This window comes from Paenibacillus sp. HWE-109, assembly GCF_022163125.1.
GTDB lineage: Bacteria > Bacillota > Bacilli > Paenibacillales > NBRC-103111 > Paenibacillus_E.
The window spans coordinates 3216699-3229351 of sequence record NZ_CP091881.1 but is presented as its reverse complement, the minus strand read 5'-3'; the positions used below and the strand labels follow the sequence as shown (position 1 = coordinate 3229351).

General features: G+C 45.0%; 12 protein-coding genes. All 12 read left to right on the top strand.

Annotated features, from left to right (window positions below; genetic code table 11):
- The first annotated feature begins 125 nt into the window (after nt 1-125).
- On the top strand, nt 126-590 hold the full coding sequence (gene rimP, locus LOZ80_RS13300) for a ribosome maturation factor RimP (protein WP_268240135.1): 465 nt from the start codon (nt 126-128) through the stop codon (nt 588-590).
- 36 nt (nt 591-626) lie between these two features.
- A complete protein-coding gene (nusA, locus tag LOZ80_RS13295; RefSeq protein WP_238171879.1) occupies nt 627-1724 on the top strand; it encodes a transcription termination factor NusA in 1098 nt (365 codons plus the stop codon).
- Between the two features lie 29 nt (nt 1725-1753).
- On the top strand, nt 1754-2068 hold the full coding sequence (gene rnpM / locus LOZ80_RS13290) for an RNase P modulator RnpM (RefSeq protein ID WP_189012951.1): 315 nt from the start codon (nt 1754-1756) through the stop codon (nt 2066-2068).
- A complete protein-coding gene (locus LOZ80_RS13285; protein WP_238171878.1) occupies nt 2058-2387 on the top strand; it encodes a L7Ae/L30e/S12e/Gadd45 family ribosomal protein in 330 nt (109 codons plus the stop codon). The genes rnpM and LOZ80_RS13285 overlap by 11 nt, the downstream gene beginning before the upstream one ends.
- Nucleotides 2377-5313, top strand: a complete 2937-nt coding sequence (infB, locus tag LOZ80_RS13280) for a translation initiation factor IF-2 (RefSeq protein ID WP_238171877.1) — start codon at nt 2377-2379, stop codon at nt 5311-5313. The genes LOZ80_RS13285 and infB overlap by 11 nt, the downstream gene beginning before the upstream one ends.
- 6 nt (nt 5314-5319) lie before the next feature.
- Nucleotides 5320-5679 carry a 30S ribosome-binding factor RbfA gene (gene rbfA / locus LOZ80_RS13275; RefSeq protein WP_189012955.1) on the top strand — a complete coding sequence of 120 codons (360 nt, stop codon included), beginning with the start codon at nt 5320-5322 and terminating at the stop codon, nt 5677-5679.
- Nucleotides 5676-6677 carry a DHH family phosphoesterase gene (locus LOZ80_RS13270; protein ID WP_238171876.1) on the top strand — a complete coding sequence of 334 codons (1002 nt, stop codon included), beginning with the start codon at nt 5676-5678 and terminating at the stop codon, nt 6675-6677. The genes rbfA and LOZ80_RS13270 overlap by 4 nt, the downstream gene beginning before the upstream one ends.
- Entirely contained in the window at nt 6674-7594 is a 921-nt protein-coding gene (gene truB, locus LOZ80_RS13265) for a tRNA pseudouridine(55) synthase TruB (RefSeq protein WP_238171875.1), read from the top strand. Before LOZ80_RS13270 ends, truB begins: the two co-directional genes overlap by 4 nt.
- Nucleotides 7595-7641: 47 nt before the next feature.
- Nucleotides 7642-8577 carry a bifunctional riboflavin kinase/FAD synthetase gene (locus tag LOZ80_RS13260; RefSeq protein WP_238171874.1) on the top strand — a complete coding sequence of 312 codons (936 nt, stop codon included), beginning with the start codon at nt 7642-7644 and terminating at the stop codon, nt 8575-8577.
- Nucleotides 8578-8743: 166 nt separating this feature from the next.
- Entirely contained in the window at nt 8744-9013 is a 270-nt protein-coding gene (gene rpsO / locus LOZ80_RS13255) for a 30S ribosomal protein S15 (protein WP_029195252.1), read from the top strand.
- A 261-nt stretch (nt 9014-9274) separates the two neighbouring features.
- Nucleotides 9275-11377, top strand: a complete 2103-nt coding sequence (locus LOZ80_RS13250; protein WP_238171873.1) for a polyribonucleotide nucleotidyltransferase — start codon at nt 9275-9277, stop codon at nt 11375-11377.
- Nucleotides 11378-11531: 154 nt separating this feature from the next.
- On the top strand, nt 11532-12584 hold the full coding sequence (locus tag LOZ80_RS13245) for a polysaccharide deacetylase family protein (protein ID WP_238171872.1): 1053 nt from the start codon (nt 11532-11534) through the stop codon (nt 12582-12584).
- Nucleotides 12585-12653 lie beyond the last annotated feature (69 nt).

The window sequence follows — 12653 nt, the reverse complement described above, 5'->3', positions numbered from 1 at the left end:
TTTTATTGGCAATAATGAGGATATCATCTTGTGATTAAAGAGTGGGGAAACCCACTCTTTACATTTTGATATAGGACTTTTCGGTTTACGACAAAGGAAAGTCAATTTAGGAGGTACATGTATTCGTGGTTACACAAGCACAAATCAAATCCGTCATTGAGGACATGCTGAAAGATTTTTTTGAACAAAATGGATTTGAACTCGTGGATATTGAATATGTCAAAGAGGGCAGCAATTGGTTCCTTCGTGTCTATGCAGACAAGGAAGGCGGAATTGATATAGATGATTGCGGCCGTATCAGTGAGTACTTAAGTGTTCAACTGGATGAGAAAGATCCAATCGCTGATGCCTACTTCTTGGAAGTTTCTTCACCTGGAGCGGAACGTCCGCTCAAGAAAACTCAAGATTATCACAAGGCAGTGAACAGTCACGTATTTGTTACCACTTATGAACCAATTGATGGTTCCAAGGAATTTGAAGGTTTACTGCTTTCATTTGACGAAGAAGAACTCGTTGTTGAAATCGGTAAAAAGAAAATCATCATTCCGTTTGCTAAAGTAGCAAGTGCTCGTCTTGCTATCGTTTTCTAGTAATCGTTACTTATTGAAAGGGGGGACTCAGTTCAAATGAACACGGATTTTATCGAAGCGCTGTCGGAAATTGAACGTGAGAAGGGTATCTCGAAGGAGTTACTTATCGATGCAATTGAAGCAGCGATGATTTCCAGTTATAAACGTAATTTCAACACCGCACAAAATGTGCGCGTCGATATCAATCGCCATACAGGCCTCATTAAAGTATATGCCCGTAAAACGGTAACTGAGGAAGTACTAGATCCAAGATTGGAAATTTCAGTACATGCATCACGTGAAATTAATCCGAACTATCAATTGGATGATATTGTTGAAATTGAAGTGACACCTCGCGATTTTGGCCGAATTGCTGCACAAACCGCTAAACAAGTGGTTACTCAGCGTATTCGCGAAGCGGAACGTGGCTTGATTTATAACGCATTTATCGATAAAGAGGAAGATATCGTTACGGGTATCCTTCAACGTCAGGATCAACGTAATATCTACGTGGATTTGGGCAAAGTAGAGGCTGTATTGCCGCTTACAGAGCTCATGCCGACAGATAAGTTCAAGCAAGGCGACCGGATCAAAGCGTATATCACGAAAGTAGAGAATACGACCAAAGGTCCTCAAATCATCTTGTCACGAACACATCCTGGATTGTTAAAGCGTCTTTTCGAGCTGGAAGTTCCAGAAATCTTTGATGGCGTTGTGGAGATCCGTTCGGTGGCTCGTGAAGCTGGCTTCCGTTCCAAAATCGCTGTTCATTCCCGTAACAATGAAGTTGACCCAGTCGGATCTTGCGTTGGTCCCAAAGGACTTCGCGTTCAAACGATTGTTGGTGAGCTGCGCGGCGAGAAAATTGACATCGTAAGATGGATGGAAAGCGTGGAAGAGTATGTCGCTAATGCGCTTAGTCCTTCCAAGGTTCTTGAAGTGCAAATTCATGAAAATGAAAAGATGGCACGTGTCATTGTGCCTGATTATCAACTTTCTTTGGCCATTGGGATTAAAGGGCAAAATGCCCGTTTAGCTGCCAAATTGACCGGATGGAAAATTGACATAAAGAGTGAAACACAGGCAGAACAAGAGTTTGGCAGAGTGAAAACTTATACAGAAGAAATGCACCAAGACTCCGTCAGTATCGACTAGGTTTTGGTTTGAAGCAAGGGGTGATCGGAATGAAGCAGAGAAAAATCCCTCTGAGAAAATGCGTGGCCTGCCAGGAAATGATGCCTAAGAGGGACTTGATCCGCGTCGTCAAAACGCCTGAAGATGACATTCTCATTGATCTCAAAGGAAAAAAGTCTGGGCGCGGTGCCTACCTGTGCGGTAAAGTTTCTTGTTTTAAATTGGCCAAAAAAAGCAAAGCCCTGGATAGAGCACTCAAGCATGCCGTAGCCGCTGATATTTATGATCAACTAGAGCAAGATTTCATTCGTGTTGAAGATGAATTCCTCTCTTCCAAGGAGGATGAACCTCAAGATGAATCCTAAATTTCTGTCTCAATTGGGCTTGGCGATGCGGGCAGGGAAGCTTGTAACCGGCGATGAAGGTGTGTTTAAAGCGATTCGCGGGGGAGAAGCCAAACTTGTCATTATGGCGGAAGATGCCTCGGCTAATACACGTAAGAAATTTCAAGATAAATGCCAATTTTATGGAGTCAAACTTTTGGAAATTGGTACGAAGTATGAATTGGGCCGCAGCATAGGGAAAGAAATGCGTGTCACCATAGGTGTATTGGACGGAGGCTTCGCGCAGATGCTGCAGAAGAGTCAAGAAAATCCTGCGGAGGTGGAACATATTGACCAATAAACAAGACAATAAAGACAAAACCCGCGTATATGAATACGCGAAGACGCTCAATATGAGTAGCAAAGAGATTATTACAATTCTCAAACGGTTAAACATTCCCGTTAACAACCATATGAGTGTAATGGAAAATGATGCAGTAAGCAGTGTAGAAAAGTTTTTTCGTGATATTAAAGCCAATGCGGCTGCCAAACGAGCAGCTACGGACGGAGGAAATGTGAGTTCATCTACGACGAATCAGAATCCTGCATCGCAGGCTCCAGCACAAGAGAATAAAGGTGCAGCAGCTCCGGCTTCAAAGCCAGCTGTTTCAGAACAAGCAAGCAGCACACCAGCCAATGGTGCAGTGACACCAACTTCCCAGCAAGGACAGTCTACGTCTTCCAACACGACGAGTCGTCCTTCCCAACCGCAACGTGACCACCGTCCAAGCGGTCAAGGTTCTTCACAAGGCGGACAACGCCCAAGCAGTCAAGGTGGACAACGCACAGGGTATCAAGGTTCTAACCCTGGCGGCCAACGTCCAAGCGGCCAAGGCTCTAGCCAAGGCGGACAACGCACTGGTTATCAAGGTTCCAATCCAGGCGGACAGCGTCCAAGTGGTCAAGGCTCTAGCCAAGGCCAAGGACAACGTACAGGCTATCAAGGTTCCAACACCGGTGGACAGCGTCCTGCCGGTTCTACTGGCGGCTACAACAGCCAACGTCCAAGTGGCGGCCAAGGATACAGCCAAGGAGGCCAAGGTCAAGGCGGAGCTCCACGCAGCAACAGCAATTATGCGGGATCACGTCCAAGCCAAGGCACGGGTGGTCCGGGTGCAGGTGGTGGACAAAGCGCTAACAGCAGCCGTCCACAAAATGCAGGGCCGAACCGCAGCGCAGGTCCTAATCGTCAATCCAAACCGTTTGACAACCGCAACAACAACCAAAGCGGAAGACCTGTTGTTCAAGAAGCTAAACCACAATTCCATGTTGGCGCAACGGCAGCCGAGTTGGATGATGCAGCAGCGAAAGCTGGCGTTATTACAACGAAGAAGTCCAAACCAACACCTAAACGGTTTGATGATAATCGTTCAGGCGGAAATCGGGGACCTGGTGGACAAAACAGAGGGAACCAACGCGGCAACAACAGAGGCCGATATCAGCAAGATACAGTTAAGAAAGAAAAAATCGACAACACACCTAAGAAGATCATCGTTCGTGGCAGCATGACCGTTGGTGAAACGGCGAAATTGCTTCACAAAGATGCTTCTGAAGTGATCAAGAAGCTGTTATTCTTGGGAACAATGGCAACGATCAATCAAGAGTTGGATTTGGAAGCTATTCAATTGATCGCGTCGGAGTTCGGTGTTGAAGTTGAAATTAAAATTAAAGTTGAAGAAGACAACTTCGAGACTTTTGAAGAAATCGATGATGAAGCAGATTTGCTTGAACGTCCTCCTGTCGTTACGATTATGGGACACGTCGATCACGGTAAAACGACATTGCTTGATGCCATTCGTAAAACTAGCGTAACCGAAGGCGAAGCCGGCGGTATTACGCAGCATATCGGTGCATACCAAGTTGAAGTTAACCATAAGAAAATTACGTTCCTCGATACACCTGGTCACGAAGCGTTTACAACAATGCGTGCCCGCGGTGCGCAGGTAACGGATATTACGATCATCGTTGTTGCGGCAGATGACGGCGTTATGCCACAAACGGTTGAAGCGATCAACCATGCCAAAGCAGCTGGTGTTCCTATTATCGTTGCTGTGAACAAGATTGATAAAGAAGGCGCAAATCCCGATCAAATCAAGCAAGCTCTTACCGCTTATGAATTGGTTCCGGAGGAGTGGGGCGGCGATACGATCTTCTGCGAAATTTCCGCAAAACAACGGATCGGTCTTGAGAATCTCTTAGAGATGATCTTGCTGGTTGCAGAAGTTCAGGAGTACAAAGCTAACCCGAACAAACGGGCAAGAGCAACAGTCATTGAGGCTGAGTTGGATAAAGGTAGAGGCCCTGTTGCCCGTATTCTTATTCAACACGGAACTCTCAAAGTTGGAGACAGCTTCGTTGCAGGCGTGTGCTTTGGCCGCGTAAGAGCGATGGTGAACGATAAAGGCAAGCGTTTGAAAGAAGCAGGCCCGTCAACACCTGTTGAAATTACAGGTCTTACGGAAGTTCCGCAAGCAGGAGATCCATTCCTTGCTTATGAAGATGAACGCAAAGCAAGAGACATCGCTGAACGTCGTGCAGTTGCACTTCGTCAATCGGAGATGACGGCTAACTCCCGTGTAACGTTGGATGACCTCTTCAAACACATTAAAGATGGCGAAATCAAAGATCTGAATGTGATTATCAAAGGTGACGTTCAAGGTTCGGTTGAAGCACTGAAGAGCTCCCTTGAGAAAATTGAAGTCGAAGGCGTCCGCGTGAAAATCCTTCACAACGGTGTTGGGGCGATAACGGAATCAGATATTATTCTGGCTTCTGCGTCCAATGCGATTATTATCGGATTCAACGTTCGTCCTGAAGTTGCTGCGAAAGCAACAGCTGATCAAGAAAAAGTTGATATTCGTCTGCATAACATCATCTACAACGTAATTGAAGAAATCGAGCAAGCCATGAAAGGTATGCTGGATCCAATCTTTAAAGAAGTTGTACTTGGTCAAGCTGAAGTTCGTAACGTATTCAAAATTACGGGTTCAGGTACAATTGCTGGTTGTATGATTACATCAGGCAAAATTGCTCGTAACGCGCAAACGCGCTTGATCCGCAGCGGCATTGTTGTTCACGAAGGTAAAATTGACTCCTTGAAACGATTTAAGGATGATCAAAAAGAAGTGGCACAAGGGTACGAATGTGGTATATCTCTGGAGCGTTATCATGATATTAAAGAGGGCGACATTATTGAAGCCTTCATCATGGAGTCCGTTGAGAGGTGATGACAAATGGCTAGAGTTCGTGTAGGTCGAGTTGGCGAGCAAATTAAAAAAGAATTAAGCCAAATCGTACAGTCCGAATTGAAAGATCCGCGTATTGGTTTCATTACAGTGACCGCGGTAGATGTAACGAATGATTTATCATTAGCAAAAGTGTTTCTAAGTGTGATGGGAACAGAAGAACAGAAAGAAGCGACATTGAAGGCACTTTCCGTGGGTACGGGATATATTCGTTCCGAACTAGGCAAACGAATTCGTTTGCGCAAGATCCCGGAATTGCAATTCAAGTTCGATGCTTCGATCGACTACGGAAGTCATATCGACAACTTATTGCACAAGCTGAACCATGAAGGGAATCCAAACGTATGAGCAGCGGAATGAACCATGCACCCGAATACAGCCAGCAGCTGGCAGCAGCCGCTGCGTTTATCGAGCAGCATGATGAATTCCTGGTGGTATCTCACATCCAACCAGATGGAGATGCCGCCAGTTCTACGTATGCCATGGGCTGGATTTTGACTCAACGAGGCAAATCCTTCTCCATGATCAATGAGGGCGCTATGCCCTCCAAATTTTCCTATCTATGGGGCAGTGATCAGGTTCTTGATTACAGCCAAGCAAAACCCAATAAAATGTTTCAAACCATAATAAGTGTAGATTGTGCTGATTTCTCCAGAATAGGTAGGATCAGCACTCTTTTTGACGACCAAGCGCAGTTGCTCAATATTGACCATCATCCGACGAACGATAACTTTGGATCATGTCATTTGATCAAGCATGATGCAGCGGCGACCGTTCAAATTTTGTATGATTTAGCGATATATATGGGATTGCAGCCTGATTTGACCTTTGGTGATTGCATCTATACGGGTTTGCTAACGGACACAGGCGGTTTTCGTTATTCCAATACGTCTCCTGAAGTTATGCAGATGGGGGCAACGCTGTTAGCTCTTGGTGTGCGAGGTGCCGAGATTGCTGAGCAAGTGTTGGAAAGAGTCACCTATTCCCAAATCGTACTTCTGCAAAAGGCGTTATCAACGCTTTCATTTGCCAATGATCGCAAACTTGCCTGGCTTGCTGTCTCTTTGTCGGATTTGGAGCAAACAGGAGCCTCTAGTGATGATTTGGATGGGTTAGTTAACTATCCGCGCAATGTAGAAGGTGTCGAAGTTGGGATGTTGTTTAAAGAGAAGTCGGTCGGCGTCATTAAGGTCAGCCTTCGCTCTTCAGGACTTGTTGACGTTGCGGCCATTGCGCAATCACTTGGTGGAGGCGGTCATGTTCGCGCATCAGGCTGCACAATCCATGGGACATTGGATGAAGCCGTTGCCAAAATGGTCCAGGAAGTAGGGAGTAAGCTGATATGACGTTAGAAGGCGTTCTACCTGTATGGAAACCTGCTGGCTTCACATCTCACGATGTTGTTGCCAAAGTTAGAGGAATATTAGGGATTAAGCGGATTGGCCATACGGGAACATTAGATCCACAAGTTACTGGAGTTCTGCCTTTATGCATTGGCAGAGCAACGCGGATGGTAGAATATATTCAAGATCTTCCCAAGGAATATGAGGCTGTACTTCGAATCGGTCTGTCAACAGATACGGAAGATATGACGGGTACGATCACGGAGGAAGTTTCCGAGGTTCGTCTAGAAGAAGCGAATGTTCGTTCGATTCTTGAATCTTTCGTCGGCGAAATCGAGCAAGTTCCTCCGATGTACTCCGCTGTTAAGATAGATGGGAAACGTCTCTACGAATTAGCCCGAGAAGGCAAAGAAGTGGAACGGAAATCACGCAAAGTGACGATCTATCGTTTGGACATCCTGCGCATTGATTTACAGCAGAAGCACCCGGAAATCCATTTCCGCGCCCTGTGCTCCAAAGGAACTTACATAAGAACCTTATGCGTAGATATCGGTAAAGCGTTGGGTTATCCGGCAGTTATGCAGAGTTTGATTCGAACTTCAACGGGCAGCATTCGTCAAGAGAAATGTTTGACCTTTGAGCAAATTGCTCAACTGAAAGCGCAAAATGACCTGCAAGCGCAGATGATTCCAATGGATGAAGCGATTGCGCATATTCCATCTGTTGTACTAACAGCTCAAGAAGCTGCGAATGCCCTGCAAGGGAAGAAGATTGTGAGGACCGTTACCCCAGTGATTCGCGGGGATATCGAGCATTCTCAAAGCATCGTCCGCGCGTATTCGCCGGATCAACGTTTTCTGGGTCTATTTGAATGGAAAAGTGCTAGCCAAGCCCTGGTCCCAGTCAAAGTTTTTCTTTAATACAAATGTCTAGGGACAGGTTGAAATGGGTAGGTGAATGAAAACATATGCAAGTGATTCCAATCTCATATCCCATTGATTTGGATGGTTCGCCCCTTTTTGTTGGCGAGCAAGTTGTGGCAATCGGTGATTTTGATGGCGTTCATTTGGGACACCAGGAAGTCATTGGACGAGCTTTGCGAACAGGGAAGAAGCTTGGGCTGCCAACGGCCATTATGACCTTTTCTCCTCATCCGAGAGCGGTTATGGGCAAAGATAAATACTTTGAACTGCTTACACCGATGAGAAAGAAAATGGAAATGTTTGCGTCCTTAGGTGTGAGTCATACGTACATTGTCACGTTTGATGCTTCTTTAATGAGGTTAACACCGGAGCAGTTTGTGGATCAAGTCTTGCACTTGCTCGGGGTGAACAGTGTCATATGCGGGTTTGATTTTACTTTTGGTTATCAAGGCAAAGGAACCCCTGATTCACTTTGTGAGTTGAGTCACGGGAAATTTTCAGTAGAAGTGGTGAGACCCTTTCATATGGATGGCGAAAAAGTTAGCAGCACACTCATTCGTGAATCATTGCACCAAGGGGATATTGACACAGTTACGAGACTACTTGGGCGTCCCTATAGTATAAGCGGTATCGTTGTGGATGGAGAGAAGCGGGGAAGAACGATCGGGTTTCCAACAGCTAACCTGCAATTGGATGAATCTTATGTCGTCCCCACGAACGGCGTTTATGCGATTAAAGCTTCGGTTAACGGGCAAACTTATAACGGTGTGATGAATATCGGCGTTAAGCCAACATTCACAACCGGAGAGTTAAAACCATCGTTTGAAGCCCATTTATTCGAATTTTCCGAGCAAATTTATGGCGAGCATATGAATGTCGAACTTATTGCATTCCTTCGTCCCGAGCGTAAATTCTCATCGATCGACGAGTTGATCACTCAAATCAAACTGGATGCGGAAGCAGCCAAGATGAAATTATAACGTTCTAGTCGAACAGGCATTTGCTTCTACTAGACGTTTGTGATATACTGATTAACGTTGCCCAGAGGAGCAGTTCTTTGTGACATGAACCTTAGCTTGGATTGGCGCTATCATCGGCGATTTCTAGGCTAGCGGGGATACAATAGAATTTAGGAGATGAACAATCATGGCATTAACTCAAGAACGCAAAACACAACTGATTCAAACTCACAAAGTACATGATACTGACACTGGGTCACCAGAGGTACAAGTAGCAATTCTTACTGAGAACATTGTTAACCTGACTAACCACTTGCGGACACACAAGAAAGATCATCACTCCCGTCGTGGCTTGCTCAAAATGGTAGGACAACGCCGTAAATTGCTAGCATACGTGAAGAACAAAGATGTGAGCCGTTACAGTGCTTTGATCGAGAAGCTTGGTTTGCGTCGATAAAACCGACAATGAGAAGCAACCTGTTGCTCCTTTGCTGGGCTTGATAAAGCTTCAGCAGAGAGTGACAACAAGGTTGCTTTTTCTTGTATTTTTAAAACGGAAAAAGAAGGAAATACTAGACAGTATGCAGAAATAGAGGATGACTCCATCGTGAGTTCATGATGAATACATACGGAGTATGGAGATACGAGGTTTGTGGACCTTTTTTCTGTGCATGCAGTCAAACACATATGGAATGCAATAATTCCTTAGGAGGATTTTATGGAGAAAAGGGTACAAATGGAACTTGGCGGAAAACCGTTCATTCTTGAAACGGGAAGACTGGCCAAACAAGCCAATGCAGCTGTTACCGTGCGTTACGGGGATACGGTTGTACTAAGTACAGTTACAGCATCCAGCGGACCGAAAGACTTGGATTTCTTTCCGCTAACGGTTAATTATGAAGAAAGACTTTATTCGGTTGGTAAAATCCCGGGTGGATTTATTAAACGGGAAGGACGTCCAAGCGAGAAAGCAATTCTTTCGAGTCGTTTAACGGATCGTCCGATTCGTCCATTATTTCCTGAAGGGTTCCGTAATGATGTTCAAATCGTTTCCATCGTTATGAGCGTGGATCAAGAGTGCCCGCCTGAAATCGCGGCAATGATCGGGACATCAGCTGCGCTTGCAATCTCCGATGTGCCCTTCAACGGACCTGTTGGTGGCGTAATTGTGGGACGAGTTGATGGCCAATTCGTAATTAATCCAACGGGTGAGATCGCTGAGAAAAGTGATATTCACTTGACGGTTGCCGGAACCAAAGACGCAATTATGATGGTAGAAGCAGGAGCGAATGAAGTTTCTGAGGAAGTTGTCTTGGAAGCGATTATGTTCGGTCATGATGAAATCCGTAAAATTGTCGCGGTTATCGAGGAGTTAGTTGCACAAGCTGGTAAACCGAAAATGGAAGTGAAGCTTCATGCGGTTGATGCAGAAGTAAATAGCGCTGTTCGCGCATTTGCACAAGCCAGATTAGTGGAAGCTATCAAAATCCCAGAGAAGCATGCAAGACAAGAAGCAATTGATGTGGTTAACGCCGAAGCTGTGGAACATTTCACTGCCCTATATGAAGCAACGCCAGGTCTATTAGGTGATGTGAAAGAAACACTGTATGATATCGTCAAAGAAGAAGTTCGTCGCTTAATTACGCATGATAAAGTAAGACCTGACGGTCGTAAACCTGAGGAAATTCGTGCAATCGATTGTGATATTGATCTATTGCCGCGTACGCATGGTTCCGGTCTGTTCACACGTGGACAAACGCAAGCACTTAGTATTTGTACATTAGGCGCACTTGGCGATGTTCAAATCTTGGATGGATTGGATTTGACAGAGACCAAACGTTTCATGCATCACTATAATTTCCCGCCATTCTCCGTTGGTGAAGCAAGACCGCTTCGTCCTCCAGGGCGTCGTGAAATCGGACATGGTGCTTTAGGTGAGCGAGCGCTTGAGCCTATCATCCCTAATGAAGTTGAATTCCCTTACACAATACGTCTTGTATCTGAAGTGTTGGAATCGAATGGTTCAACGTCTCAAGCAAGTATCTGCGCTAGTACATTAGCTCTTATGGACGCTGGTGTACCGATTAAAGCACCAGTTGCCGGGATTGCCATGGGTCTGATCAAAGACGGCGATCACTTCTCCATTTTGTCTGATATTCAAGGAATGGAAGACCATCTTGGTGATATGGACTTTAAAGTTGCGGGAACAGCTGAAGGGATTACAGCTCTGCAAATGGATATCAAGATTGATGGTATCGATCGCAGTATTCTGCAACAATCTTTACAACAAGCCAAAGAAGGTCGTTTACACATTCTAGGCAAAATGGTATCTCGCATTGCTGAGCCGAAAAAAGTGCTTTCGAAATATGCGCCTAAAATTTTGACAATGAACATTAATCCGGACAAAATCCGTGATGTCATTGGTGCAGGCGGTAAAATTATCAACAAAATTATCGAAGAAACAGGCGTGAAAATCGATATCGAGCAAGACGGTCGTGTATTCATCGCTTCATCCAACCAAGAGATGAACGAAAAAGCGCGTTCCATTATCGAAGGCATCGTACGTGAAGTCATTGTGGGTGAAACGTACCTTGGCACAGTTAAGCGTGTTGAGAAATTCGGAGCCTTTGTTGAAATTTTGCCGGGTAAAGAAGGTCTGGTTCATATTTCACAAATCTCCACAGAGCGTGTTGCCAAAGTGGAAGATGTCGTGAATATTGGCGACCAAATTACCGTCAAAGTAACTGAAATTGACCAGCAAGGAAGAGTAAATCTTTCTCGCAAAGCGACGCTAACTTCGCAAGTCCCGGCTCAGACCTAAGCCGCGTGACTTGTGAAGTCTCTCTTCATAGATTTTGAACAAAGAGTCAGATCAATCTGTCTCTTTTTTGCTTTTCCGTGAGCATGGACACGCCTCGTTCTACTCTTGTCCTGACCTGCATACAATCAGGACATAAGGATGGGGGGACCTGTACATGTACGTGAGAAAATGGCTTCTACTTGGAAGTTTCTTTGCTGTGGTTATGCTCACCATTCAGGCAATACCGGATGTAGGAACATATATTCAAGCTGTGAAAAACATACAAATGCCTTATGTGAATCAGAGCGATTGGCAGAATGAAGAGACACTCCCTGTTTTTGCATCTGAATCAACGAGAGCAATCCAGCAAACTAAACTAAGCCCGTCCCAACTAACTGAAATCATCCAAAATGAATCGATAAAACGGAATATTGCCCCTATAAATGCAAGGATTGATCCTGTATGGAAGGCAATACCAGGGTATAATGGCTTGGCAGTGGATGTCGATGAGACGCTTAAATTATCTGCACATAACCTTACATCTGGGAAAATTAATTATGTTATGAAGGAAGTCGAGCCCAGCATTCAACTGAATGATTTGGGACCGATTCCCGTATATAAGGGAAACCCCAAGAAGCCAATGGCCTCTTTAATGATTAATGTGGCTTGGGGGAATGAATATTTACCTAGTATTTTAGAGACACTTCGTAATGAAAACGTTCATGCTACTTTTTTTCTGGATGGCTCTTGGTTAAAGAAGAATGTTGAAATGGCCAAAAAGATCCAAAGCGAGGGGCATGAAATGTCTAATCATGCTTATTCGCACAAAGATATGAGAAATATAAATCGCAGCAAAGCGGTAGAAGAAATCGCCAAGACGGAAGATCTTTTGAAGCAGCAGCTCGGTGTTAAAAATACTCTTTTTGCGCCGCCTTCGGGCTATTTCAGCCAAGAGACGATTCAAGTGGCCTCTGAATTTAAATTGCAAACGGTGCTGTGGACCTTTGATACAATCGATTGGAAAAATCCTGGAGCAGATCGCATTATTCAGCGGCTAACGACGAGTATTGAACCAGGCATGCTAATCCTGATGCACCCCACACCATCTTCCAAAGATGCGCTGCAAGGGATGATTCGACTCATTAAGAATAAAGGGCTAACTCTGGGAACTGTATCCGAGTTGATATCCTCCAAACGGATCCCAGATGGGGGGCAAATGTCGAACTAAGTGAGCTGCCCGGCACAAAGTTGAGTCATAGACACATTTTTGTTAGACTAAGTAAGTATAATTGGGGAA

Coding starts and splice junctions, on each gene's coding strand:
- nusA (WP_238171879.1), top strand. CDS start 627: ATGAACACGGATTTTATCGAAGCGCTGTCGGAAATTGAACGTGAGAAG.
- rnpM (WP_189012951.1), top strand. CDS start 1,754: ATGAAGCAGAGAAAAATCCCTCTGAGAAAATGCGTGGCCTGCCAGGAA.
- LOZ80_RS13285 (WP_238171878.1), top strand. CDS start 2,058: ATGAATCCTAAATTTCTGTCTCAATTGGGCTTGGCGATGCGGGCAGGG.
- rbfA (WP_189012955.1), top strand. CDS start 5,320: ATGGCTAGAGTTCGTGTAGGTCGAGTTGGCGAGCAAATTAAAAAAGAA.
- LOZ80_RS13270 (WP_238171876.1), top strand. CDS start 5,676: ATGAGCAGCGGAATGAACCATGCACCCGAATACAGCCAGCAGCTGGCA.
- truB (WP_238171875.1), top strand. CDS start 6,674: ATGACGTTAGAAGGCGTTCTACCTGTATGGAAACCTGCTGGCTTCACA.
- LOZ80_RS13260 (WP_238171874.1), top strand. CDS start 7,642: ATGCAAGTGATTCCAATCTCATATCCCATTGATTTGGATGGTTCGCCC.
- rpsO (WP_029195252.1), top strand. CDS start 8,744: ATGGCATTAACTCAAGAACGCAAAACACAACTGATTCAAACTCACAAA.
- LOZ80_RS13250 (WP_238171873.1), top strand. CDS start 9,275: ATGGAGAAAAGGGTACAAATGGAACTTGGCGGAAAACCGTTCATTCTT.
- LOZ80_RS13245 (WP_238171872.1), top strand. CDS start 11,532: ATGTACGTGAGAAAATGGCTTCTACTTGGAAGTTTCTTTGCTGTGGTT.